Origin of the sequence: Amycolatopsis marina, from assembly GCF_900111885.1 — a bacterium.
Taxonomy (GTDB): domain Bacteria; phylum Actinomycetota; class Actinomycetes; order Mycobacteriales; family Pseudonocardiaceae; genus Amycolatopsis; species Amycolatopsis marina.
Window position 1 is genome coordinate 1 of the sequence record NZ_FOKG01000040.1, and the last position, 23,445, is coordinate 23,445.

Annotated in this window: 27 protein-coding genes and 1 pseudogene; 22 read left to right on the forward strand and 6 right to left on the reverse strand. The window is 66.5% G+C overall.

Annotated elements, in window-relative coordinates; translation table 11 throughout:
- Nucleotides 1–590 (reverse strand): GAF domain-containing protein (locus BM199_RS32110; RefSeq protein WP_245789000.1); only part of this gene is annotated, 590 nt, incomplete at its 3' end.
- A gap of 116 nt (nt 591–706) precedes the next feature.
- A complete protein-coding gene (locus BM199_RS32115; RefSeq protein WP_043830840.1) occupies nt 707–976 on the reverse strand; it encodes a metal-sensitive transcriptional regulator in 270 nt (89 codons plus the stop codon).
- A 598-nt stretch (nt 977–1,574) separates the two neighbouring features.
- On the opposite strand from BM199_RS32115, the gene BM199_RS32120 reads away from it, so the two are divergent.
- Together BM199_RS32120 and BM199_RS32125 are read left to right on the forward strand one after the other, a co-directional pair.
- Complete coding sequence (locus BM199_RS32120) at nt 1,575–2,033, forward strand: DUF2243 domain-containing protein (RefSeq protein ID WP_228708117.1); 459 nt, start codon at nt 1,575–1,577, stop codon at nt 2,031–2,033.
- Nucleotides 1,967–2,626 carry a cytochrome c oxidase assembly protein gene (locus BM199_RS32125; protein ID WP_197684734.1) on the forward strand — a complete coding sequence of 220 codons (660 nt, stop codon included), beginning with the start codon at nt 1,967–1,969 and terminating at the stop codon, nt 2,624–2,626. The genes BM199_RS32120 and BM199_RS32125 overlap by 67 nt, the downstream gene beginning before the upstream one ends.
- A gap of 665 nt (nt 2,627–3,291) precedes the next feature.
- Here BM199_RS32125 and nicT read toward each other — a convergent pair.
- Together nicT and BM199_RS32135 are read right to left on the reverse strand one after the other, a co-directional pair.
- Nucleotides 3,292–4,431, reverse strand: coding sequence for a Nickel transporter NicT (gene nicT / locus BM199_RS32130; RefSeq protein ID WP_081684794.1), 1,140 nt, complete (start codon nt 4,429–4,431; stop codon nt 3,292–3,294).
- Between the two features lie 154 nt (nt 4,432–4,585).
- Nucleotides 4,586–6,748, reverse strand: a complete 2,163-nt coding sequence (locus BM199_RS32135; protein WP_043830838.1) for an MMPL family transporter — start codon at nt 6,746–6,748, stop codon at nt 4,586–4,588.
- Nucleotides 6,749–7,187: 439 nt separating this feature from the next.
- On the opposite strand from BM199_RS32135, the gene BM199_RS32140 reads away from it, so the two are divergent.
- The 6 genes and pseudogenes from BM199_RS32140 to BM199_RS34840 form a co-directional block, all read left to right on the forward strand.
- Complete coding sequence (locus tag BM199_RS32140; RefSeq protein ID WP_043830836.1) at nt 7,188–7,970, forward strand: sulfite exporter TauE/SafE family protein; 783 nt, start codon at nt 7,188–7,190, stop codon at nt 7,968–7,970.
- Nucleotides 7,971–7,999: 29 nt separating this feature from the next.
- Nucleotides 8,000–8,317, forward strand: coding sequence for a rhodanese-like domain-containing protein (locus BM199_RS32145; protein ID WP_043830916.1), 318 nt, complete (start codon nt 8,000–8,002; stop codon nt 8,315–8,317).
- Nucleotides 8,318–8,320: 3 nt separating this feature from the next.
- A complete protein-coding gene (locus BM199_RS32150; protein ID WP_043830835.1) occupies nt 8,321–9,718 on the forward strand; it encodes an MBL fold metallo-hydrolase in 1,398 nt (465 codons plus the stop codon).
- 28 nt (nt 9,719–9,746) lie between these two features.
- A complete protein-coding gene (locus BM199_RS32155; RefSeq protein ID WP_091679824.1) occupies nt 9,747–10,139 on the forward strand; it encodes a DUF302 domain-containing protein in 393 nt (130 codons plus the stop codon).
- A gap of 57 nt (nt 10,140–10,196) precedes the next feature.
- Nucleotides 10,197–10,757, forward strand: a complete 561-nt coding sequence (locus tag BM199_RS32160) for a DUF2243 domain-containing protein (protein ID WP_043830831.1) — start codon at nt 10,197–10,199, stop codon at nt 10,755–10,757.
- Nucleotides 10,757–11,515, forward strand: a pseudogene (locus BM199_RS34840) (cytochrome c oxidase assembly protein); the annotation flags it as partial. The gene BM199_RS32160 and the pseudogene BM199_RS34840, both read left to right, overlap by 1 nt.
- A gap of 79 nt (nt 11,516–11,594) precedes the next feature.
- Here BM199_RS34840 and BM199_RS32170 read toward each other — a convergent pair.
- Nucleotides 11,595–12,407, reverse strand: coding sequence for a PIG-L deacetylase family protein (locus tag BM199_RS32170; protein WP_245789002.1), 813 nt, complete (start codon nt 12,405–12,407; stop codon nt 11,595–11,597).
- Nucleotides 12,408–12,454: 47 nt separating this feature from the next.
- On the opposite strand from BM199_RS32170, the gene trxA reads away from it, so the two are divergent.
- From trxA to BM199_RS33625, 5 genes are all read left to right on the forward strand, one after another.
- The gene (trxA, locus tag BM199_RS32175; RefSeq protein WP_043830913.1) at nt 12,455–12,811 is read left to right on the forward strand and encodes a thioredoxin; all 357 of its coding nucleotides are present in this window, start codon (nt 12,455–12,457) and stop codon (nt 12,809–12,811) included.
- A gap of 115 nt (nt 12,812–12,926) precedes the next feature.
- The gene (locus tag BM199_RS32180; protein WP_043830829.1) at nt 12,927–14,309 is read left to right on the forward strand and encodes an MBL fold metallo-hydrolase; all 1,383 of its coding nucleotides are present in this window, start codon (nt 12,927–12,929) and stop codon (nt 14,307–14,309) included.
- An 89-nt stretch (nt 14,310–14,398) separates the two neighbouring features.
- Nucleotides 14,399–14,800 (forward strand): DUF302 domain-containing protein, encoded by a 402-nt coding sequence (locus BM199_RS32185; protein ID WP_043830827.1) that lies wholly within the window; start codon nt 14,399–14,401, stop codon nt 14,798–14,800.
- Between the two features lie 64 nt (nt 14,801–14,864).
- Nucleotides 14,865–15,083 (forward strand): SHOCT domain-containing protein, encoded by a 219-nt coding sequence (locus BM199_RS32190; RefSeq protein ID WP_043830825.1) that lies wholly within the window; start codon nt 14,865–14,867, stop codon nt 15,081–15,083.
- 511 nt (nt 15,084–15,594) lie between these two features.
- Nucleotides 15,595–15,894 carry a hypothetical protein gene (locus BM199_RS33625; RefSeq protein WP_137095937.1) on the forward strand — a complete coding sequence of 100 codons (300 nt, stop codon included), beginning with the start codon at nt 15,595–15,597 and terminating at the stop codon, nt 15,892–15,894.
- Nucleotides 15,895–16,152: 258 nt separating this feature from the next.
- Here BM199_RS33625 and BM199_RS33630 read toward each other — a convergent pair whose 3' ends face one another.
- Nucleotides 16,153–16,437, reverse strand: a complete 285-nt coding sequence (locus BM199_RS33630; protein ID WP_143101991.1) for a hypothetical protein — start codon at nt 16,435–16,437, stop codon at nt 16,153–16,155.
- A 354-nt stretch (nt 16,438–16,791) separates the two neighbouring features.
- Between BM199_RS33630 and BM199_RS34120 the strand changes: the two genes are divergently transcribed.
- The 9 genes from BM199_RS34120 to BM199_RS32225 all read left to right on the forward strand — a co-directional run.
- A complete protein-coding gene (locus BM199_RS34120) occupies nt 16,792–16,941 on the forward strand; it encodes a hypothetical protein (RefSeq protein WP_157376277.1) in 150 nt (49 codons plus the stop codon).
- Between the two features lie 298 nt (nt 16,942–17,239).
- Entirely contained in the window at nt 17,240–17,695 is a 456-nt protein-coding gene (locus BM199_RS32195; protein ID WP_043830822.1) for a hypothetical protein, read from the forward strand.
- A 107-nt stretch (nt 17,696–17,802) separates the two neighbouring features.
- Nucleotides 17,803–18,681, forward strand: a complete 879-nt coding sequence (locus BM199_RS32200; RefSeq protein WP_051171989.1) for a DNA-processing protein DprA — start codon at nt 17,803–17,805, stop codon at nt 18,679–18,681.
- Nucleotides 18,678–18,812, forward strand: a complete 135-nt coding sequence (locus BM199_RS35070; RefSeq protein ID WP_264082894.1) for a hypothetical protein — start codon at nt 18,678–18,680, stop codon at nt 18,810–18,812. The genes BM199_RS32200 and BM199_RS35070 overlap by 4 nt, the downstream gene beginning before the upstream one ends.
- 36 nt (nt 18,813–18,848) lie before the next feature.
- Nucleotides 18,849–19,352 carry a SprT family zinc-dependent metalloprotease gene (locus BM199_RS34125; RefSeq protein ID WP_072029960.1) on the forward strand — a complete coding sequence of 168 codons (504 nt, stop codon included), beginning with the start codon at nt 18,849–18,851 and terminating at the stop codon, nt 19,350–19,352.
- Between the two features lie 277 nt (nt 19,353–19,629).
- Nucleotides 19,630–19,920 (forward strand): hypothetical protein, encoded by a 291-nt coding sequence (locus BM199_RS34845; RefSeq protein ID WP_043830820.1) that lies wholly within the window; start codon nt 19,630–19,632, stop codon nt 19,918–19,920.
- Between the two features lie 66 nt (nt 19,921–19,986).
- On the forward strand, nt 19,987–21,834 hold the full coding sequence (locus tag BM199_RS32215) for an ATP-dependent nuclease (RefSeq protein WP_076153525.1): 1,848 nt from the start codon (nt 19,987–19,989) through the stop codon (nt 21,832–21,834).
- Nucleotides 21,806–23,116: a UvrD-helicase domain-containing protein gene (locus BM199_RS32220; RefSeq protein WP_177242885.1), complete on the forward strand. Its 1,311-nt coding sequence runs from the start codon at nt 21,806–21,808 to the stop codon at nt 23,114–23,116. Before BM199_RS32215 ends, BM199_RS32220 begins: the two co-directional genes overlap by 29 nt.
- 27 nt (nt 23,117–23,143) lie before the next feature.
- A partial coding sequence (locus BM199_RS32225; RefSeq protein WP_425425617.1) for a transposase occupies nt 23,144–23,445 on the forward strand: 302 nt, incomplete at its 3' end.

Genomic DNA, 23,445 nt, shown 5'->3' on the forward strand with positions numbered 1-23,445 from the left:
ATGCCCTTGGCCGTGGCGATCACGTCGCGGGTCCCGAGCGCGGTGCGTAGCTGGGCCTGTTCCTGGGAGCCGATCAGGGCGACGGCGGCGTGAGCGGCGAACAGTTCACCGATGTGCTCGGCATCGGCATCGAACGCGTCGCGCTGTGAGGAGTACAGGTTCAGCGCGCCCAGGGTGGTGCTGGTGGCGAACAATCGGAACCCCAGCACGGACGCCACACCGAGGCTGGCCGCGGTGTCGGCGAACTTGGGCCAGCGGGAGTCGTCGGCGAGGTTGCCGGTGCGGTAGGTGTGGTGCTCGGCGATGGCATCCACGCATGGGCCTTCGCCCAGCTCATGCTGCAACTCGTCCAAGCGGGCCACGAGATCGTCAGACGGCGCGACGGTGCGCAGCTGCCCGGCCTCCAGCAGCGACACCCCGGCGTACTCCGCGCCAGGGATCGTTGCCACCGCGGCAGTCACGATCCCTTTCATGGTCTGGTGCAGATCCGGTTCCGCGGTCAGTGACCGGGCCACCTCGCTGAGAGCGTGCGCTACCTGCCCCAGCGCCTCACTGTTGGCAGCCTGCCGGGATGATCGTTCATCGCCCACCTGCCCCATTCTGTCCGGATATAGACGTCACGGCCAGATGCGGCGCGGTCGGGAGTCGGGGCCGTGGTAGTTAACCGCCACGCTCCCAAGCTCGTGTCCACCGGCGTATCAGGGGTTCAGGCGAGGGCGAGGAACAACTTCTCGAGTTCGGCCTCGGTCAGGGGTTCCTGGTTGTTGTCATCGTTGCCGGTGAGGCATTGGCGCATGCCGGTGGCTACGATCTTGAATCCGGCACGGTCGAGGGCGCGTGAGACGGCGGCGAGCTGAGTGACGACGTCTTTGCAGCCTCGGCCAGCTTCGATCATGGTAATTACACCCGCGAGTTGCCCTTGCGCACGGCGGAGCCGATTGAGTACCTGCGTGATGGTTTCTTCGTCCCCAGTCATACGAACCCTCCTAAAGTAATCCCGACCTGGCACCAGTATACCCCGTGAGGTATCGCCAGTGGGGGGAGTTCGCTTCGCTTCCTGACGGCGCCGGTGGAGTCTCGGGCTGAGGCGACAGGCGGCGGCTGCCTGGTGGACGAAATTCGGCGATTCGTACTGTCGATCGTGTGCGTGGACCAGTGTGGCCGAGGCTGGCCCGCAACGAGACCTGTGAGACGTGCGTACCGCACCACCGGGCCAACTCGTACGAAAATCCAGCAACCTGCACTTGTTGGTCAACAGTTTCGGCTATGGGCAGCAGGCCGAACTCGTGATCGACAGGTTGGGCGTCGATCATTCGATGACGCGCCCGAAAGCGTGCACAGTCCGAGGTGAAGAAGGCTGGTGGGCGTAGGGCCCGCGTGAGAGCGGTGCCTTGACTTGTCGCGCTCTGCCTAGCGGCTGTAGGTGTCCTCGCGGGGCGGTGGTCCGACGTCGGAGTGGCGGCCGGGCAGGATCGCGGCGTGTCGTTGCCCGGGGCCCGGCCGGTGCGACTCGACCTGCTGCATCCTTGGGCGCCAGCGGCCGCGGCGGTCTCTGCCGGTGTGCGCTGTTGGGTGTGGCGGTGATGGCCGCGCTCGATGAGATCGTCTTTCACCAGATCCTGGCCTGGCACCACTTCTACGACCGCTCCACGCGTGCCGTCGGGTTGCTCTCGGACGGTCTGTTGCATACCGCCGAACTGCTTGGGCTGGTCGCCGGCTTCGTGTTGTATGCGGATTTGCGGCGCCACCACACTCTGGCCCCGCCGCAGGCCTGGGCCGGGCTGTTCCTCGGGTTAGGCGCGTTCCAGCTCTTCGACGGCATCGTCGACCACAAGCTGCTGCGCATCCATCAGGTCCGCTACGGCGTCGACATCCTGCCCTACGACCTCGCCTGGAACGGCGCCGGACTCGTCCTGCTGACCGTCGGCGCGGCCCTGGCCGTTCGCGCAGACGCACAGCGTCCGCGGTGCTGTTCCCGCTGTCCGGCGGGCCGTTCACCGCCCACATGGCCCAGCACCTCGTCGTCGCCATGATCGCCCCGTTGCTGCTGGTCCTCGCCCGTCCCCTCACTCTGGCCCAGCGCGCCCTGCCTCCTCAGAGTGCGCGGCGAGTGTTGCTGGCCCTGGCGCACTCCCGGCCCGTCACGTGGCTTGTCTTCCCGCCCCTGGCCGCACTGCTGGACATCGGCGGCCTGTGGCTGCTCTACCGCACCCCATTGCTGGCCGCGACACATCACCAGCCGCTGATACACGCCGCAGTCCAGGTCCACGTCGTGCTGGCCGGATTGCTGTTCACCTTCGCCATCTGCCAGCTCGACCCGCTACGCCACCGCTGGAACCTCGCCTGGCGGGGCCTCACCCTGCTGGCCGCCGGTGCCGGCCACGCCATCCTTGCCAAGACCCTGTACGTCGCCCGCCCGCCCGCCACCACCTACAGTGCGGTCGACCTGCACACGGGTGCGCAGCTGATGTACTACGGCGGCGACCTGGTGGAGATCGCTCTCGCGGCCGTCCTCGCTGTCCAGTGGTACCTCGCCACCGGTCGCGCCCACGCCCGACTCCAGCGCCGCCAGCGGCGACCACCGCTGACAGCTGACTCGCCCCCACACACCTCGCGCGACTTCTGAACCTTCCTTGGCACCCGTCGGCGGGCGGGATAACGAGCGACAGTGGCCGGGGGAGAGACGATGACGGCCCCATTTTTGATTGGCTGATACCCCCTGGGGTATTATAGTAAACCTGGTCGCCATAGGAGGTTCAACGATGTGTCAACGTGCTGTGTGTTCGACCTGCGGGAAGGCCACCTACACCGGGTGTGGGCGCCATGTCGAGCAGGTGCTCGCCGGTGTGCCCGCGTCACGGCGGTGTCAGTGTCAACCAGAGCAGGGCGGATCCGAGCGGAAGTGGTGGAAAATGTTCGGCCGCCGTTGATCACTGCGGCCACAGGGAGCCGGGCGCCACACCGAGGTGCTCGGCTCGCTGTCGAACAGGACCCTCGAACGGTACGAGTTGCACGTTCGTCACCGATGTTTAAGGACCCGCGACACCCTGTCAGGATCTGCGTCGACGCTGATCCTGCCCTTCACTCGCCCTGACTCCAATGGACCGGAAAGCGTGAGAGGGGCGCATTCCTTGAGCCTATGTGTGTCCGTGATGGTTGAAACGGAATAGTCATTGCCGCAACACGGTAAAGTGAATGTCCCCCGGCCCATGGGTCAAAGAACGGCTGTCATGGAGCCCTGAGCGCGGGGGTACTGGAGGAGTCGGCTGTCCGCGTAGAGCGCGGGCGGTGTCATGTCGTGTCTTTGCGAATCGTGGCTTTCTGGTCTATGTCGTGTGTCGGCTCTATGTCGTGTTTCGGCGGTTTCGTGTCGAAGTTGCCGAGGTGCCAGGTCAGCAGTGCGAGGGCGAAGACGAGGATGAACAGTCCAACAAGTGCGAATCCGACGTAGTTGAGGTCGAATTCGGCGATGGTGGTGATGGGGCCGGAATCGGGGTGGAGTGTGTCGGTGAGTAGTGATGCCAGTTGCACCGTGCCGATGAGGAACGCGCTGCCGACGGACAGTGTCGTGACGATGATGTTGTAGAACATTCGGCGAAGGGGTTTGGTGAGGGCCCAGTTGTAGGCGACGTTCATGAGGACACCCTCGGCTGTGTCGAACATGGTCATGCCTGCTGTAAAGAGGGCGGGTAGTACCAGGATGGCGTACCAGGGCAGGGACAGTGCGGCTCCGCCGGCGAGTATGAGTAGACCGATTTCAGTAGCGGTGTCGAATCCGAGGCCGAAGAGCACTCCGACTGGGTAGATGTGCCAGGGTTTGCGGACTGCCTTGGTGGTGCTTTTGAGGAGTCGGTTGAGGAACCCGCGGTTGTTGAGTTGGTTGTCCAGATCTGCTTCTGTGGCCGCCCGGTGGCGCATCTGCCGATACACCTTGATGATCCCGGCCAGCGCGACAAGGTTCATGATCGCGATGGCGTAGAGGAAGGTGCCTGATACCGCCGAGCCGAGGGCACTAGCCGTGTGACGCAGTGCCGATTCCTCGTCCCGGACTGCACCGGCCAGTGCCCGCACGCCCATCGCTAACGCTATGGAGAGCGCGAACACAACTGTGGAGTGGCCGAGGGAGAACCAGAATCCCACGGAGAGTGGGCGTTGTCCCTGAGCGAGCAGGTTGCGCGTGGTGTTGTCGATGGCGGCGATGTGGTCGGCGTCGAAGGCGTGACGGACGCCGAGTGTAAACGCGGTGATACCCAGCCCGATGCCGAACACCTGTGAGCTGTTGAGGGTGTGGTGCTGTGGTATGACAACGAAAAGGAGCATTCCCCAGCCGAGCGCGTTGAGGGCCAGGATGAAACCGGCCATCCCGGCGATCGAGCGTCGTGCCTGTGACGTCGGGATTGCGGCTGCCCGGGCTGGCGGGGGTGTGGTCATGGCTTGATCTTCTCCTCTCGTCGTCGACGATGCGGCCTGTGACCCACACCAGCGCCACACGCGCGGAGCCATCTCACCGAGTCCCACGGGTGATGTGTTTCGGGTCCGAGGGGTGGTCGCGACAGCAGTGGTCACGACCACCCCTCGGGACGTGTCAGTGGGAGAACGTGATGGTCGGCAGTGCTTTACGGAGCCAGCGCGGTGACCACCAGGCGGAGTGGCCGGTGATGCGAAGCAGGACCGGCAGGAGCACGAGCCGGATGAGGGCGGCGTCGAGCAGGACCGCGACGCCGAGGATGATGCCCATTTCCTTCGGGGGTAGCGGGTCGGCGAGGGCGAAGGTGAAGAACACGGCGACCATCACGGCGGCGGCGGCGAAGATCACGCGTCCGGAGTGGGCCAGGCCATCGATCAGGGCGCGCCGCGGGCTGCCGGTGAGTTCGTAGTGTTCTTTGGCGCTGGCGAGCAGGAACACGGTGTAGTCCATGGCGATGGCGAAGATCATCGCGAAGAAGAACACCGGCCCCCAGCCGTCGAGGAACCCCTGTGGAGTGAAGCCGAGGAGCCCGGCGAGGTGACCGTCCTGGAAGATCAGCTTCGCCACGCCGAACGCGGCGCCGGTGGAGAGCAGGCTGACGACGGTACCCAGCAGCGCGATGACCGGGGCTTGCAGGGCGACCAGGAGTAGGACGAACCCGAGGGCCAGGATCACCCCGACGACCAACGGCAGGTAGTCGTTCAGTGCGGTCTGCAGGTCCAGGTTCTCCGCCGGCGCGCCACCGACGAGTGCGCCGTCGGGCAGGGTGTCGCGCAGCCGGTCGAGTGTGTCGCCCAGTTGGGGCGAGGACGGATCGACGGTCGGCATGGCTTGGACCAGGGCGTAGTCGGAGCCGTCGGAGGCGGGTTGCGGCGGGGTGACCAGCGCGATGCCGTCGGTGTCCTCGGCCTGGGCGGCGGTGGCCTGGGCGTCGGCGGCGGGGGTGATGATCTGCAGCATGCCGGGGGCGCCGTCGCCGAAGCTGTCTTGAACGGCTTCGTAGCCCTGCCGGACCGGGGCATCGTTCGGGACGACCTGGATGGAGGGCATCGCGACCTTGAGCCCGAACACCGGCAGGGACAGGGCGATCAACACCAGCAGCGCGCCGAGGGCGAAGGGCCAGGGTTTACGGCTCAGCAACTGCCCCCAGCGGGAGAACCGTGGCGAGTGGGCCTCGGTGCGCTTGGCCCAGGGCAGGGCGAGGGAGTTGACCCGGCCGCCGAGCTTGCCCAGCACGGCCGGGAGCAGGGTGAGGGTGGCGGCGAGGACGAAGACGACGGCGAGCATGATGCCCACGGCCATGGTCCGCACCGCCGGTGCGGGGACGAGCAGCACGGCGGAGAGGCTGACCAGCACGGTGATGCCGGACAACAGGACGGCCTTGCCGGCGGTGTCCATGGTTTCGGCCACCGCGGCCCGCGCGTCCGCCAGCTTGCGCAGAGCGTCGCGGAAGCGAACGACGAGGAAGAGCGCGTAGTCGATGCCCAGGGCGAGGGCGAACATCATGGCGAAGTTCATCGCCCACACCGAGATCGGGGTGATCTCGTTGAGCAGCACCAGCGCACCGGCGGAGGCGCCGAGCCCGGCCAGGGTCAGCAGCAACGGCAGCCCTGCGGCCACGAGCGAGCCGAACGCGAGCACCATGATCGCCAGGGTGACCGGCCACGACACCATTTCGGCCTGAATCATCGCGTCGTGGTTGGCTTCGTTGAAGTCGCTCCACAGTGCCGAGGCCCCGGTCGGGTAGACGTGCACCGACGACGTGGACAGCCCAGTCAAGTCGGCCTTGAGATCATCGACCGCGCGGACCATGTCATCGGTGTTCGCGTTGGCTCCGGCGAGCAGAATGCCGGTGCGGCCGTCCGGGCTGATCGTCATCCCCGGTTTCGGCGGCACGAGCTGCCCAATGCGGTTGTCCTGGGCGAGCACATCCGCCGCCTGGCCGAGGATTTGTTGCACGGCTGGATCACTGATCGGCGCGTCGTCGGACTGCACGACGACCTGGATGGCCGAGGATGCGTTCCCGCCGAAGTGCTGCTGGGCGAGTTCACGGACCTGCACCGACTCGGATCCGTTGGCCTGCCACCCGGCGCCGGCCAGGGAGGTGAACACTGTCGGAGCGAGGGAACCCAGCGCGCCGACGACGAGCACCCACGCCGCGACCACCCACCACGCCCGGGCGGCCATCCGCGTGCCGAGTCTGCCCAACGGGCCGCTTCGCTGCAGGGACAACGCCGCGGTGTCCGGCGGGTGGCTGTCGGTACGGGTTGACGCGGTCATCCGGTTTCCTCCAGATATGGACTAGGGGTATGTCGTCGGGCATGTGCCACCGCGGCCCCGTGCCGGGGACGCTCGATCAGGTGGCGCCTGGAGTGCCAGGTTCTGCTGCGCCGTCGCAACAACGTCGGCGCCGTCGAGGAAGCGGATCCCCGAGCCGCCGGATCTTCCGCATGTGGGTATCTCCTCGAACGACACTACCAAAAAATACCCCATGGGGTATCGTCGTGCGGGCGTGGGTGAAGGGGAGGGCCTGCGCTTGCGTGTCAGACCGCTGCCCGAGCTGCGGTTCGCCAGTAGCGGCAGGGGCGCGTTGCAGCAGTAGGTGAGCGGTGTTTCGCCGGATACCCCCACGGGTAGTCGGGCAGGATGAAGGGAGGACGTGGATGCAGCCGCCCGTCGGAACAGCTGGAGCACGTGTTCCGGTCGCTGGTGGGCTCGGGTGATCCTCGCGGCGGGTTTCGGGCTTGTGATCGGCGTGACGCTGGGTCTGCTCGGCGCGGGTGGGTCCATTTTGGCGGTGCCCGCCCTGGTCTACGGGATGGGCGAGCCGGTGCGCCAGGCGATCCCGGCGTCGTTGGTGATGGTGGGGCTTTCGGCGATGGGTGGGGTCGTCCCCCGGTTACGTCAGGGCATTGTGCGGTGGCCGATTGCGGGGGTGTTCGGTGCGGCAGGCGCGGGAGCGGCCTTCGGTGGAGCAGCCGTGGGCCGGCTGGTGTCCGCGCAGGTGCTGCTGCTGGCGTTTGCCGTCGTGATGGTGGCCGCGGCGGTGCGGATGCTGCTCGGGCCGACCGAACCGCGCGGGGCGTGCACCGTCTCTGGTGGGAGGGTGAACTGGCGCTCGTGTCTGCCCCGGGCACTGGGTGTGGGTGCGGCCGTCGGATTCTTGACCGGCCTGTTCGGCGTCGGCGGCGGCTTCCTCGTAGTGCCCGCCCTGGTCCTGATGCTCGGGCTGGACATGCCGGCCGCGGTTGCCACCTCCCTGCTCATCGTGACGATCAACTCGATCGCCGGACTGGCGGCTCACTGGGACGCGGTGACCGAACTGGACTATCCCGTGGTCGCGGCCTTCACGATCGCCGCCCTCGCGGCGTCGGTGGCCTCGGGCAGGCTTGCCGGCCGCGTGGACGCCGACCGTTTGCGCCGCTGGTTCGCCTACCTGGTGATCGCGGTCGCGGTGTTCGTCGCGGTTCAGGCCCTGATCAACACCAGCGCGCTGACATGAGAAATCAGACGGAAAGAAAGGAGTGGATGATGCAGGTCGAGGAGCTCTACCGGCGACGAAACGAGGTACAGCTGGTGGACGTGCGCGAGCCCGAGGAATGGCAGGCCGGCCGCATCGAGAGCGCCCGGCACATTCCGATGGCCGAGGTGCCCACCCGGCTCACCGAGCTCGACACCACGCGGCCCGTGGTGACCGTGTGCCGCAGCGGTCACCGCAGTGGACAGGCAGCCGAATTCCTGCGGCAACAGGGTTATTCCGCGGAGAACACCGACGGTGGGATGCAGGCATGGCAGGAGGCCGCACTCCCCTTCACCACCCCTGACGGCAAGCCGGGAAGGGTGGCGTGAACCATGTGGTTCCAGCAGTTCTACCTCAACAGTCTCGGACACGCCTCCTACCTGATCGGGGACGAGAAGACCGGTCAGGCGCTGGTGTTCGACCCCCGCCGCGATGTGGAGGTCTATCGACAGACGGCTCGCGACCGGGGGTTTCGAATCACCTACGCGTGTGACTCCCACGGGCACAACGACTACCTGTCCGGGTTAGGCGAACTGGCCGGATCCGCGCACCCGCCGCAGGTATGGGGTTCAGCCGCCGGCGAGCTGAGTTACGCACACCGGCCGATCGCCGACGGCGAGCAGATCGAATTCGGCGACGTCGGCATCGAAGTGATGCACACGCCCGGGCACACCCCCGAGCACATCAGCCTGCTCGTCTACGATCGCTCCGCCAGCGCCGATACCCCGGCATTGTTGCTCTCCGGCGGGGCGCTGCTTGTCGGTGACCTCGCCCGCCCCGACCTGCTCGGTGGCCAGGAGCAGGCCCGCCGCCACGCCGAGGTCTACTGCGACACGATCCAGACCAAGCTGCTCACGCTGCCCGACCACGTCGAAGTGTTCCCCACACACGTGGCCGGATCACTGTGCGGCGGCAACATCGGGTCCCGCCTGTCGACCACACTCGGATACGAGAAACGCACGAACGCGACCCTGGCCGAGGTCGCCGAGAAAGACGAATTCGTGCGGCAATGCATCCGGCTGGACAACCTCCCCGCCGTGCCCCCGTACTGGCGGCGTATGCGCACCCAGAACATGGCCGGCGTCGACCCCCTCGGCGTACTCACCGAGCCGCCGCCGTTACCACCCGATGACGTCGCCGCTGCCCTCGACGGTGGCGCCGTCGTGCTCGACACCCGCTCGTCGGAAGCCTTCGGCGGTGGCCACATCCCCGGCGCCGTCAACGTGGGCCTCGGCTCGTCCTTCGCCACCTGGGCCGGCACCGTGCTCCCCGCCGACGCGGAGATCCTGCTCGTGCTCGACCGCCCTGGGGATCTGTGGGAGACGGTCTGGCAGCTACTTCGGATCGGCTACCGCATGCCCGTCGGGTGGCTGGCCGGGGGCATGAGCGCTTGGCGCACCTCGGCACGGTCGCTCGACCGCACCCCGCAGATCACGGTGGACGAGCTGAAACGCAGGCTTGACGAGGACGCGATCACCCTGCTCGACGTGCGTCAGCCCGCCGAGTGGGCCGCCGGCCACGTCACCGGCGCCACGTTCATCACCGGCGCCGAACTACCCGACCGGCTCGACGAGGTCCCCGCGGACAAACCTGTCGCCGTCACGTGCGGCAGCGGCTACCGCTCGTCGGTCGCCGCCAGCCTGCTCGCGCGAGAACGCGACATCCCGGTGATCAACGTCGCCGGCGGTATGACCGCGTGGCAGCGTGCGAGCTACCCGACCACAACCTGACACAAGCGCTCTCTCATGGAGGACTGCGATGGATTACACCCGTACTATTACCCTTGACCTGCCGTATGAGCAGGCCGTGCCGACGGTGAAGGAAGCCTTTCAGGAGCAGGGGTTCGGCACGCTCACCGAGATCGACGTGCAGGCCACCCTGAAGAACAAGCTCGACGCGGACATGGAGCAGTACGTCATCCTCGGTGCGTGCAATCCCCAGCTCGCGCACCGCGCCCTCGACATCGACCGGCAAATCGGACTGCTGCTGCCCTGCAACGTCGTGGTCCGCGCCGCTGGCGACAACCAGACCCTGGTGCAGGCCCTCGACCCTCAGGTCATGGTCACCGTGCCCGAACTCGACGAGCTCCAGTCCATCGCCGACGACGCCGGACAACGCATCCACGCCGCCCTGCAGGCACTCGCTGCCTGACCGTAGCGCAGGGGCGCCGGGAAGGACGCGACAGTTGTCCACAAGAGAGGGAACACGATGACGAGTGCGGAGAGGCAGGCTCCCGTAGGCGCGGCGCCGGCAGGCCTCCAACTGCCGGGCATCGTGCTGGGCGTGGGGCTCGGCGGGTTCGTCGACGGCATCCTGTTGCACCAGCTGCTGCAATGGCATCATATGCTGACCAGCACGAACACCGACAATATCGGAGTAGAGTACTACGATCCCGAAACGGTGTCGGGCCTGGAGATGAACACCGTCTGGGATGGCGTCTTCCACACCGTGTGCTGGCTCGCCGTCCTGCTGGGCTTGGCTATCCTGTACTCCCGGGTCACCCACAACCGCCGCCAGGTGTGGACTTCCCGCGTGCTGTGGGGCTGGATCCTGGCGGGCTGGGGCATCTTCAATCTCGTCGAAGGTGTCCTGGACCACCACATCCTGGGGATCCATCACGTTCACGGCGGCCCTCATCAGCTGTGGTGGGACCTCGGCTTCCTCGTCATGGGCGCGTTCCTGCTCGTCGGCGGCTACCTGCTCCAGCGCAGTGGCCGACCCGTCGACCCCCACGCTGTCAGCGGTGGGCAGGCAGGACGACATGACTGATGGGCCACGACCCGCATCCACCTGATTATGGCGCAACCAGCAGTGCCATCCAGCTGCTGCTGGTCACGCTCACGCTCCTCGTCTGTGCCGGGGTCTATCTTTACCTGGCACGGCGTGCCCGCGTGAGCAACCCGGTGCAGGGCTGGAGCCGGTGGCGCACGGCCAGTTTCCTCACCGGGCTCTTCCTGCTGGCCGTGGCGCTGCTGCCGCCGGTCGCGGCATGGGCCCACACTGACTTCCGTGGCCACATGGCGCAGCACCTGCTCATTGGAATGTATGCCCCACTCGCCCTGGTGCTTGGTGCACCTGTCACCGTGCTGCTGCGGGCCCTGCCCACGCTCCGCGGACGCCAACTGACCGCCATCCTGCACAGCCGCCCGGCCCATCTCCTGGCCCACCCGGCAACCGCCCTGATGTTGTCCACCGGCAGCCTCGCGGTGCTGTACTTCACGCCGCTCTACACCGCGATGACGAGTCAGCCGACCGGTCACTGGCTGCTGCACGCCCACTTCCTCTTCGCTGGCTACCTGTTCGCCTACGCCATCGCCGGCCCCGACCCCGCGCCCGCGCGGCCCGGTGTCCGCACCCGGCTGGTCTACCTCGGCTGCGCCATCGCGCTGCACGCCGTGATCTCGCAGTTGATGTACGGGGGCTTCTGGATCAACATTCACGCCCCGATCGTCGAGGTCCGGGGAGGCGCCGAGATCATGTACTACGGCGGCGACATCGCCGAACTCCTCCTCGCCGCTGCCCTCGTCGCCACCTGGCGCCCCGAACGGCACCCCGCCCCACCGCGGACAGGCCCAGGCCGCTTGGTCACCAGCCTGAGTCGTGGCCTCAGTGGTCGTCCGCGCGAGCGCGCGGGGCCGGCCGGTGTGGGCGGAGCAGGCGGAGGTGTTCGGTGTCACCGAGCAGGTCCAGGCGCCGGTGCAGGAGTGGATTGTCGGTGGACTGGCTACGGTGGCAGGCGATGGCTTGATGGTGGCGTGTCCGGGAGACGGGCAGGGTGAGGTCGACCAAGTCAGGCGGTGAGCCAACCAGGGGGCTGCCGAACTCCGGGTTGAGCTGGTCGGCGACCTGGGCCGGTAACGTCCAGCCGAGGACGGGCAGACCCAGATGGTCGGCGGTGGCCAGGGCAGCTTCGGTGGCACGGACGTGGTCGGGGTGGGACGTCACGCCGGTGGTGTCGAACGCCAGCAGGTAGGTCGGTCTCACCTCGGCGGCCAGCGACTCGACGTGACCGGCGAGTTCGTCCACGGACACGTCGGTCAGGCCTCCGTCGGGGTAGTCCAGCAGGACGCTGCGCTTGACACCGAGTACTGTGGCCGCCGCGTCCAGCTCGTCGGCCCGTAATGCGCCCAGATCGGCGTGCTCTCCGCCCAGGGTGGAGGCCTCACCGTGGGTGAAACACAGCACCGTCACCGACGTTCCCGCAGTGGCCAAGTGGTCGAGCACCGCGCCAAGTCCGAACGATTCGTCGTCCGGGTGCGCGACCACCGCGAGCACGGTGTCTGCCGCGTCGAGCAGGTCACGGGCCTGCTCTTCCCTGCTTCTTGCTTGCGCATCCTGTCCCATACCACCGTTGTACGCCCGGGGGTATGTCGCCGCCAGCTGAACGACCGCGCGGTCGATACGTGGAATGCCAGCCACTGCGAGACTGTTATAATACCCAGGGGGGTATGAGAAGGAGGTGCATGATGGCAACAATCGAGCTGGCTAATGACACTTTTGACGAGGTCATCAGCGCGGATGGCATGGTGCTGGTGGATTTCTGGGCGGCGTGGTGCGGGCCGTGCCGACAGTTCGCGCCGGTGTTCGAGCGCGCATCCGAGCGTCACGAGGATGTCCGGTTCGGCAAAGTGGACACTGAGGCGCAGCCGGAACTGGCGGCGCGGTTCGGTATCTCCTCGATTCCCACCTTGATAGTCGCGCGTGATGGCGTGGTGCTGTATGCGCAGCCCGGTGCGCTGCCGGAGAGTGCGCTCGAGGACCTGATCGGGAAGGCCCGCGAGGTCGATATGGGCCAGGTTCGGCAAGAACTCGCCGAACAGTGACCGTGATGATCCGATCGCGATCGTCAGCGCGGACGCCGAGTACCCGAATCCCGTGGAGCGGGGCCTGCGACCAGACAACGTCTGAGCTGAAGATTGTGAGACGAGGAGAAGCAAGATGGTAGACATCATCGCACTCGACACGCCCACGCTGGGCGACCGTAGCTACCTAGTCACCGATGGCGACGTGGCGTTCGTGGTGGACCCGCAGCGCGACATCGACCGATTCCTCACGCTCGCCCAGCAGCGGGGTGTGTGTGTCACCGACGTGTTCGAAACGCACATTCACAACGACTACGTGACCGGAGGGTTGGCACTGGCGCAGGCCACCGGAGCGGCCTACCACGTCAACGCGGCTGACACCGTGTCCTTCGATCGCCAGCCGATCAGTGACGGCGACGAGGTACAGATCGGCCCGGCGATGCGGGTACGCGCCTTGACCACCCCAGGCCATACCTTCACGCATCTGTCCTATGTGCTGGAAACCCCCGGCCGCCCACCGGCGGTGTTCACCGGCGGCTCGCTGCTCTACGGCTCGACCGGGCGGCCGGATCTGCTGGGGACCGTGCACACCGAAGAACTCGCGCACGCGCAGTACGGCTCGGCACGGAGGTTGGCCACCGAACTCCCCGACGATGCGGAAATCTACCCCACCCACGGGTTCGGCAGCTTCTGCTCGGCCACTCAGGCACAGGGCGAGCAATCCACCATCGGCCAGGAAAAGCAGACCAACCCCGCCCTGACACAGGACGAGCAGGACTACGTCCACTCCCTGCTGCAGGGCCTGGACGACTACCCGGCCTACTACACCCACATGATGCCGCTCAACACTGCTGGGCCACAGGCGCCGGATCTGTCCCCGCCGGAGCAGGCCGACGCCCCCGAGTTGCGCCGACGCCTCGAGTCCGGTGAATGGGTGGTGGACCTGCGCACCCGGACCGCGTTCGCGGCCGGCCACGTTCCCGGCACCCTCAACTTCGGCGCCGACGGCAACTTCGTCACCTACCTCGGCTGGCTGATCCCCTGGGGCACCCCGTTGACACTGTTGGGCGACACCGCCGAGCAGGTCGCCGAGGCGCAGCGTGAACTGGTGCGCATCGGCCTCGACCGCATCGAAGCCGCGGCCACCGGCGACCCGCACGAGTGGTCCGGCGACACGCCCCTGGAGTCGTTGGCTGTCGCGGACTTCGCCGACCTGGCCACAGTGCTCCACCACCGTCCGGTCGTGGTCCTCGACGTGCGCCGCAACCAGGAATGGGCCACCGGTCACCTGGACGGCGCCGTCCACATCCCGCTGCACGACCTACTCGACCGGCTTACCGACGTCCCCCCCGGCGAGGTATGGGTGCACTGCCGCTCCGGCTACCGTGCCTCCATCGCCGCCTCCATCCTGGCCGCCGCCGGCCGCCATGTCGTCGTGATTGACGACGACATTGACCAGGCTGCCGCAACCGGCGCCCCTTTCCGTGCCGCTGCCCAGCACAGTGCGGTGACGCGCTAACGGCGTTAGCCACTGGCATTGGCCGTGACCAGCGCGACCGAGTACAGCATGACACCGTTAAAGCAACCCACACGTCAAGGAAGATCATCATGGATTACGCCCGGACGATCACGCTCGATCTACCGTATGAACAGGCCGTGCCGACGGTGAAGGAGGCGTTTCAGGAGCAGGGGTTCGGTATGCTCACCGAGATCGATGTGCAGGCCACGCTGAAGACCAAGCTCGACGCCGATATGGAGCCGTACGTCATCCTCGGCGCGTGCAATCCCCAACTCGCGCACCGCGCCCTCGACATCGACCGGCAAATCGGACTGCTGCTGCCCTGCAACGTCGTGGTCCGCGCCGACGGGGACAACCAGACCGTGGTCCAGGCCCTCGATCCCCAGGTCATGGTCACCGTGCCCGAACTCGACCAACTTCAGCCCATCGCCGACGAAGCCGGACAACGCATCAACACCGCCCTCGACGCTCTGACCCACCGCAGCGTTTAGCGGTGCCTCGGACCGTGAAACCCGCAGAGGCGACGCAAGCACGGGCGACTGGAGTGTGACGACCATGATGGACGGTTCCATGATGGGCTGGTTCTGGCTCTGGCCAGTACTCCTGCTGATCGGACTAGCCCTGCTGGCCTACCTGATCTACCGGCTCATGCAGGACCGACACGGCGGTGCCCAAGAGGGCACCTCCTCCGCGCACCGGATCCTCGACGAGCGATATGCCCGCGGCGAGATCGACGAGCAGGAGTACCGCAGCCGACGAACCGACCTGAACTGAGCCAATCAATCAACCGACACCAGCCATTGTGCTGCCGTCAAGGACAGCCGGAACGTGGAGTATGACCATGAAACCTCCCAGATTTCCGTTGATGCCACTACTGCCCATGGGGATGATTGCTGCCCTCGTCGTCCCCAACGTGCTAGTACTTCGGAGGCTTCGCGCTCTCGAAATCCGCTTGCCCGATCTGGCGCAGTAGCGGTACCGAAACCCAGGCACCCTGTGCTTGTTAACCCGGCGTCACCGTAGCCAAAACCCCGGGCTGAATTACATTGGCTCGCACGCCGTGTCTTGCAGACGACGCTGATGTCCACGAATTACGGCGGCCGGTGTCTCGGACCGGGACCTCCCCCGTCAGCTCGCGCTACGATTGATGGTCGGAACGCCCCAGCAGTGAGGCGCCTACTCGTGCCATCCCTCGTTCGAGCAAGCCGAGTACGGCAATGGTTTGAGCAGGCCTGCGAAGGGAAACCCGGTGGACCAGCAATCAGTAGGCGATAGAGGAGACGTCATGATGCCCCGCACGCTGCGCTCAGCTGCTCTGTCGATCGGCGCCACCGCCCTCGCTGCCGCTCTCACCATAGGGAGTGTCTCCCCAGCAGCCGCTGCGTCGGAGAACCGTGGTGCAGGTGCTGACCGCTGCCCACCGGGATTGGCCCAGGCAATGCAGGAGATGATGGACAGCTCAGCCATGCAGCAGCTCATGCAGAATGCCAAGGACAACCCTGCCTTGGCGCAGGCGATGCGGCAAATGATGAACTCTCCCGGTATGGCGCAGCTCATGCGGGATTGCGGAATGCGCCCCATGTGACCCGCCTGCTGCTGTGCACCGAGACATCCAAGGAGAGGTTGGACCGCCTGCGGTGCGATCGCGATCGCCTTACCAGAAACCGGCTCTCCTGCTGTCGGGCCAGTTCCCCAGCATGGTCTTCGAACACTTGCGGGTCGGACCACGAAGTTCATGCCCGAATCCAGCATCAGATGCGCCACGTCCGGTAGCTCGACCTGTCGCGCGACAACTCCCGTTGCATCTCGAAGCCATCGGCGGGGCCGGGTCAACCGCAACAATTCATCTTCGATGCCGAGGTCGAGTTCGAGTTCGAGCAAGAACGCGATCGGGTAGCCGTCTTCGTGCCGACGCGCCGTAAGCATCGGGGCGGACCATGCCGCCGAAGAGCCGGCCGCAGCGCAGCTCGGACCACCACGCGGTCAGTCGTCCGCGGGCGGCGCCGGGCTGTCGGCTGAGTGCGACGAACCGCTGGAAGCGGTCGACGACGCGCCCCTTGAACAGGTCGAGCAGGCGGTGGTTGGCCGCACGCATGGTCGGGTGGCAGAGCTCGACGACCTGCTGCACGTTGACAAGTAGGAGGTGGACCAGCGCTCACCCCCGGTGCGGGCGAGCCGGCCACGCCGGAAATTCCGTTCGCGTTACGGACCCTGACGGGTTGTGCGGCGGGCTAGGTCGGCGGCGTAGGCGGCGCCAGACCTATTGGCCTGGTGGGCCCAGTATGTGGCGGTGTTGATGTGGATGCCGAGCAGCTTGCTGAGCACGACTGGTGGCAGCTGGCTGGCGAGGTCCATGAGGACAGTGCTGCGTGCGGAGCCGGGCCCCGGATACCCAGTGGGTGAAGTCTGGTCATGAGGCGGGCGGCGCTGATCGGCCGTCCCGGAGCGCCTCCGGGAAACAGCCAACGGATGGTTGGTCGGTGTGGCCGAGGACGGCGTGCCCGCGCCGGTCGTCGGCGAATTGGCACACGAGACCGTCCAGCGGACTGGGCAAGTCCACTGGCTCGGCGCCCAGCACGATCCGAGTTTCGCCATCCTCATGGACGATCTGGTCACGTCTCAGTCGGGCTAGTTTGGACAATGGCTGCCCGAACAGAAGCAGAAGCAGGCCAGGCCCGAAGCGATCTTGCACGGCGACGCTGTTCTCGTGCAAGAGGCGGCGGACCAGAGCCACTTCAGTAGCACCGACCCCATCGCGACGTCGAGCAGGAGGACGGCGAGCCGCCAGACTACGTCGCAACGGTGACCGACCGCACGCTGCATCCGATCGCCGTGCTGTGCCTGCTGGAATGCTACGAGTACCAGGCCAGCGGCACGATCGTCGGGCACCAAGCGAGGCGCACGATTGGACACGTCGCTTACGCGAGACGGTGCTGACCCGGCTGCCCGCCGAGGCCAAAGCGACCGTACGCCATGGCACCGACTATGTCCCGGCCTACCGGCTTCTAGCTGCCTACACCGAGACACCCTGGGGCATCGCGGAACTCGACCAGATCCCCGAAGTCGGCGACGGCGTCATCGAGGTCCCGGTGATCCAGAAAGGACTGCGCGCGGAGGTCCTGACCGGCCCGATCCACTGCCCCAACAAGGGCCTGTCCTACCGCGTCCGCCACGTCACCATCCTCGGTGTTGGGGAAGACCGGACGCTGCCAGCCTTCGCCCCGATCTCCGAACCCTCCGACGACGCGCCGAGCGTCTACCTGTTGTTCCAGTACGGCCGCTACGTCGTGCGCCCGGCAGACGCTCCGCCCGGCAAGTGGTTCATGGCCTCCGGCGCTCACCTCCACACGGGTGATGGGCGCTGGCGCGAGCTGATCGGGCACTGACTGCCCATCCCGCTGCACGACCGCACCGAGCCCTAGCCGGACCAGCGCCAACCGCAGCTGTGGAGTCCACCGACCCGAGCAAGCCCTGCCCATCGAGGAGTTGAACCATGCCTTCACACGACGAACTGCACGCCCGGCTGTTCCTTCTGCGCGCGGCCGAACCACCCGCGCCCGCCCTTCACCACTACGTCGCCGTCCACGGGCCGGTCGACGCCGTCGCGCAGATTCGGCGCGGCACCGCCCCCGCCGCCGTGCTCAGCGAGGTCACCCGGCCTGACGCTCGGATCGACGACGACCTGCGGGCACTCGACAACTGCACGGCCCGCCTGCTCAAGCCCGAAGACGGCGACTGGCCGCTCGGAAGGCGGATCGGCCTAGCCGGCCTCGGCGTTCCGCTCGCGCTTTGGGTGCGCGGCAGCGGTTCGTTGGCCGAGCTCACCAGCCTCGCCGTCACCATCACGGGCGCCCGCGCGTCGACGGAGTGCGGAAACACAGTCGCGGGGGACGTCAGTTACAAACTCGCCCGTGCCGGGGTGACCGTCCTCAGCGGCGGCAGCCTCGGCGTTGACGAAGCAGCGCACCGCGGCGCACTGGCCGCAGACGGCAGGACGGTCGTCGTGCTCGCCAACGGGGTTGACCGGACCCATCCGCACCAGCACGCCCGGCTCTACCAGGCGGTGATCGAGCAGGGCGGGTTGCTGGTCAGCGAGTACCCGATCGGCACACGACCGACCCGCATCCGGTTCCACGCGCGGTGCCGGCTGTTGGCTGCTCTCGCCGCGGCGACCGTCATCGTCGAGGCAGGACAGCGCAGCGGTGCCCTCGCCGTGGCCCGTGCCGCTGGAGAACTCGGCCGCCGGGTCTACGGCGTGCCGGGCTCGATCCACTTCGTGACGTCGAAGGGCGTGAACGAGTTGCTGCGCACCGGCGCCGCCACCGTGGCCAGTTCGGTCGAGCACATCAACTACCAGGAGGGAGTGCGATGACCGGCCCGGACGCCTTCCTGACCGCACTGACCGCCCTCGACCTGCCGCCCGAGTGGCAGGTCGAGGTGGCCATCCGTCCACGACGGCGCAAGACCGGCATTCAGGTCAATCCGGAGGCGGCGCCGTGCTGATCCCACCGACGGCCACCCCGGAGCAGGTTGCGCGGTTTGTCGGCAGCCATCGTCGATGGATCCGCCGAGAAGGTCGAGAGAGCCACGCGGTTGGCCCCGGATCACGCGGTAAAGGAGCTCGTCGACGGCGAGGAGTTCGACCTGCTCGGCCAGCGTTACCGGCTCCAGCTCGTCGACGCCTCGCCCGCGGGCACCGCACAGCTGCCTCTGACCACGTCCGACGGCGTCTTGTCCGCGCGGAGGCAGCGGCCAGAGCTGGTCCGCCGGGCAGTGATCGGGCTGTACCAGCAGGTCGGGCTCGCTTGGTTGCGCCGCGAAGGGCGCCACTACGAACTGGACGGCCACATCGCCGGCCTGAGCTACGCCGTGCGCGACCTCGGACGGCGCCCGTTAGGGCATCTACGAGGGGCCGCCGAAGCAAACGACGACGCTGCACTGGGCCGTGTTCGGCCTGCCGATGCGGCTCATCGAGTACGTGCTCGTCCACGAACAGGCGCACGCCACCCAGCCAAACGGACGCGCGCCCACGGCCGCGCATGACAACGGCGGATGTACCTCTGGATGCCGGACTGGCAGCAGCGCCGAACGGAACTCGCCGAGGTCGGCCGTCACGCTTGGCTCGGCGATTGAAACCGCAGGGCAAGAGGGGCGCATTGGCACAATCTGGTGGGTCCCGCGCCGGACGCAGTGCGAACAGCCAGGTCCGGCGCGAAACCCACCAGATGTCGAACTGGAGTGTTGTCCTCTACAGCGTGATACAACATGGAGTGCGGGTCGACACGATCTGCACCACGAGCGACCTGGAAGGAGGCAGGAAGTGGACAAGGAACAGCACTTCGAGCTGCTTCGGGAAAGTGCTGCCGAGGTCAAGGAACTCCAGGATCGGCTCCAGAGCGTCCGTGATCAAGAAGCAGCGCTTCAGGCCCAGCGGGTCACGACACTCGACGAGCTCAAGAAGGCCCGTGACGTGCGGTTCGATCGCATGACCGCGGCCATCGAGGACAAGGTCCCGAAAGCGCAGGTCGCCCGCGCCCTGGGCATGGACCGGACCAACCTGTACAAGCTGCTCGAAGGCAAGGAAACCGAACAAGACACCACGGCCGGCTGACGTCCGCGCTATCGCCGAACCGCTGGCGACCACGCTCAGGCGCCGGCCCCAACGCATGGAGGATGGGTGTATCTACAGCGGGTGGCTGTGCGCGGGTTCCGAGCTGCCGGCGACGAGGAGATCGTCTGCGAGTTTCCCGGACGCTTCTCGCTGTTGGTCGGGGCGAATAACGCTGGCAAGAGCACGGTGGCGGACGCGTTGTACCTGGCGCACCCGCACAGCTTCCCGCAGATCTCTCGACCCACTGTCGCCACCCTCGCCACCGCCCCGCCCCGCCAGATCGACATCTCGTACGCATTCAGCGCCGAGGCGGACGAGGGCCCGGTCGGGCAGATGTTGCAGAACCTCGCGATGCCGGCACCGACTTGGACCCGTCAGCTCGAACGGAACCTTGGCCGCGTCCGCGCGAAGACCGTTGGTTCGGAACCTGAAGAGTTCGACGCGCTGCGGCTCATCTACCTGCCGGCGTACCGCAACCCGCTCGACGAGTTGGCCCGCCGGGAGGCGCAGGTCCTGATCGAGTTGTTCCGCGCGGAGCAACAAGCCCGCAGCGGCCATCGAAACTTGGCTGACCTCCGCTCCCGCGCGAGGAGACTGCTCGATGCCCTCACTAAGACCGGCCTCATCGAGGCCGTCGAGCAGCGCGTCCGCGGTCACCTCACCGCGCTGTCGTCCGGAGTCAGCCACCAGTTCGCATTCGTCGGGGGGCAGGTTGTCGACGACGCGTACCTCGCCAGGGTGCTGGAGTTGCTCCTGGGCGCTATCGACGACCGAGCTTTCGCCCAGCGACTCGAAGTATCTGGCCTGGGATATGTCAACCTGCTGCACATCGCCGTCACCCTCGCCGCCATTCCGGACATGACCAAGTCCGCCGAGGCTCCAGAGGGAGGGGACGCGGGAGCTGACGAGGACGGAGCCGATGCGGGCGCTCAGGAAGGAGCAGATGAACTCACTGAAGCAGAACGGGACGCCCAACGCGAAGCTGAGGCGGAATCGCGAGAAGACGCGTTCTTCCCTGATCGGTTTCACGTCACGGTCGTTATCGAGGAGCCCGAGGCGCACCTGCACCCGCAACTGCAACACGGCCTGACCCGGTACCTGCGGCAAATCACCTCCGCACGGCCGGAGCTTCAGACGATCATCAGCAGTCACGCAGGCGACATCATCTCGGCGTGCAAGCCGGATGAACTGGTCGTGCTGCGGCGGCTGCAGGACGGACGACGCGCCTCGCGCGTCATGGCCACCATGCCCATTCACGACAAGAAGCGAACCTTGCGGATGGCACGGCTGCACCTTGACACGACCCGGTCGTCCGCGCTCTTCGCGGAGCGCATGATCATCACCGAAGGCGTCACCGAGGGGGCGGTACTACGGCAGTTCGGCCGCTTCTGGGCCGGACCCGACGACCTCAAGCGCCGGTTCATCGAGGCGCTCACGATCACCGTGATGGGCTGCAAGCCAGGCCGCTGGCCAGTCGACCTTCTGGCGGCACCTGGGCACGAGATTGCCAGCCGCATCGCCATATTCACCGACACCGATAAGCGGCCTCCCGAGACCTTCACCCAACCCCAATGGCTCAGCAAAAGCGATCCCCAGAACGTGCAGGGCTTCTACAACCAGCCGACGCTCGAACCAGCCTTCACCCCCGGCAACGAGGAAGCCGTGCGCGAAGCCCTGACACAGATCAGCGTCACGCCACCTGAACCCTTCACTCCCGACGCCATCGACACCCTTTTCGCCACCACAGGCAAGAAGCGCAAGGCCGAGTTCGCGCTCGCCTTCGCAGACGAACTCATGCGCCGCAGCGAAGACGGCGAACATGTCACGGTGCCTGAACACGTGGCAAAGATGTTCGATTTCCTCTACGCCGCCGCAAAGGACGACGATGCCGACCCGATCGCCGCTGACCTCTGAACAGCGCGCCGCCGCGACGACCACGGCGAACCGCGCGTTCATCGTGGCAGCACCAGGATCAGGGAAAACCACCGTTGCCGCAGAGCGATTTGGCGTGATCCGGTACGACACTCCCACCGATCTTCGCAGGATCCTGGCGCTCAGCTTCACCAGATCGGCGCGCGGTGAACTCGCTGCTCGAATCCGTCGCCGCTGGGGTAGCGGAGCGCTCTCCTGGCCCCACCAAGCCCTCACGCTCGACACACTGCACTGCGAAATCCTGGCGTTTCTCCTGCGACGGCAGGTCATCTCCTGGATGGGCGACCATACGGAACTAACCGTTCTGGACACGTGGAGAGGGCAGACCGGGGCCCGCTGGATGTCGAAAGAGATGGACTACCGGCGGATCGCCGTGCTGCACGGGACCACGGTCGGATCGCATGGCGTCAAGATCACGAGGCCCGACTACAACATCGGCGCCAAGAGACACTTCGAGGAGCACCTGGCGGCTGGACGATGTACGCACACCGAAGTGCGTCAGATCATCGCCGCTGTTCTTCGACGCGCCGAACTGCGCATGGAGGTAGCCAAGTACCTTACCGCTACCACGAAAGCGATCATCGTCGACGAGGTGTTCGATGCAAACGAGCTCGATCTCGAACTCGTTCGTCTCGCGGCGTCCGCCAGAATCAGTACCACTGTGATCGGTGATCCTTGGCAGGCGCTGTACGACTTCCGTGGTGCCCGTCCAGAGCTCGTTCCCCAACTTGTGGAACACGAGGGGTTCGAATCTTTCCCCGTCTCGGCGTCTTTCCGCTTCGAGACACCGGCGATGATCGGCATCGCCGAGTTGGCGCGAGCACACCGACCGATCGCTCTCGACGTGACCAACGACGCCACCGAATGCAACGTAGTTCTCGCGCACAGGTGGGACAACCTCTGGACAGGCCCCGACTGCATCCTGCCTTTGTCATTCGGCCGATTGGACAACCAAACTGATGCCGCGATCGCGCTTCTGCTGGACCGGCTCGTGCAGGGACACTTCGGACACGCTGCAATCTACGCCGACGAAGCAGCAGCGCTGCTCGGTCTTGAGCCAGACATAGTCCGCGCTGAAGGAGCCCTCCTTGGAGCAGTACTTGAAACACTCCGACCGGCAACCACGCAAGCGGCTACGGCAGCGATCACAGCACTCAGGGCGGTACTTCGCCTACTTGGAAGCCCTCGCCAACTCCGTCGCATGCCAGAAGCCGGGGAGGCTGTCCAACTAGTACTGCAACGGCAGTTGGTCGTCGTGTGGTAGATCATCGTTGTGGTGGTCGATGTGGTGATGGGGCAGCTGGATCGGGTTCATGATCGGATCGCGGGACGGTTCAGGCGGTCGGAGCCGCGGGGCCGGGCTCGGGAGTATGTGTCCGGGCTGGTCGCGGGGTTGGAGCGGAAGAACGGCTGGACACTGGCGGAGCAGTCCGGTGAGGTGTCTCCGGATGGGATGCAGCGGTTGTTGCGCTGGGCGGACTGGGACATCGACGGGGTGCGTGACGACGTGCGGGACTACGTGGTCGAGCATCTCGGCGAGCCGGGCGGCGTGCTGATCGTGGACGACACCGGGTTCCTGAAGAAAGGTGTGCG

Excerpts from the sequence above, each read along its gene's own strand:
- BM199_RS32115 (WP_043830840.1), bottom strand. The coding sequence starts at position 976 with ATGACTGGGGACGAAGAAACCATCACGCAGGTACTCAATCGGCTCCGC.
- nicT (WP_081684794.1), bottom strand. The coding sequence starts at position 4,431 with ATGACCACACCCCCGCCAGCCCGGGCAGCCGCAATCCCGACGTCACAG.
- BM199_RS32135 (WP_043830838.1), bottom strand. The coding sequence starts at position 6,748 with ATGACCGCGTCAACCCGTACCGACAGCCACCCGCCGGACACCGCGGCG.
- BM199_RS32145 (WP_043830916.1), top strand. The coding sequence starts at position 8,000 with ATGCAGGTCGAGGAGCTCTACCGGCGACGAAACGAGGTACAGCTGGTG.
- BM199_RS32150 (WP_043830835.1), top strand. The coding sequence starts at position 8,321 with ATGTGGTTCCAGCAGTTCTACCTCAACAGTCTCGGACACGCCTCCTAC.
- BM199_RS32155 (WP_091679824.1), top strand. The coding sequence starts at position 9,747 with ATGGATTACACCCGTACTATTACCCTTGACCTGCCGTATGAGCAGGCC.
- BM199_RS32160 (WP_043830831.1), top strand. The coding sequence starts at position 10,197 with ATGACGAGTGCGGAGAGGCAGGCTCCCGTAGGCGCGGCGCCGGCAGGC.
- trxA (WP_043830913.1), top strand. The coding sequence starts at position 12,455 with ATGGCAACAATCGAGCTGGCTAATGACACTTTTGACGAGGTCATCAGC.
- BM199_RS32180 (WP_043830829.1), top strand. The coding sequence starts at position 12,927 with ATGGTAGACATCATCGCACTCGACACGCCCACGCTGGGCGACCGTAGC.
- BM199_RS32185 (WP_043830827.1), top strand. The coding sequence starts at position 14,399 with ATGGATTACGCCCGGACGATCACGCTCGATCTACCGTATGAACAGGCC.
- BM199_RS32190 (WP_043830825.1), top strand. The coding sequence starts at position 14,865 with ATGATGGACGGTTCCATGATGGGCTGGTTCTGGCTCTGGCCAGTACTC.
- BM199_RS33625 (WP_137095937.1), top strand. The coding sequence starts at position 15,595 with ATGATGCCCCGCACGCTGCGCTCAGCTGCTCTGTCGATCGGCGCCACC.
- BM199_RS32200 (WP_051171989.1), top strand. The coding sequence starts at position 17,803 with ATGCCTTCACACGACGAACTGCACGCCCGGCTGTTCCTTCTGCGCGCG.
- BM199_RS35070 (WP_264082894.1), top strand. The coding sequence starts at position 18,678 with ATGACCGGCCCGGACGCCTTCCTGACCGCACTGACCGCCCTCGACCTG.
- BM199_RS32220 (WP_177242885.1), top strand. The coding sequence starts at position 21,806 with ATGCCGACCCGATCGCCGCTGACCTCTGAACAGCGCGCCGCCGCGACG.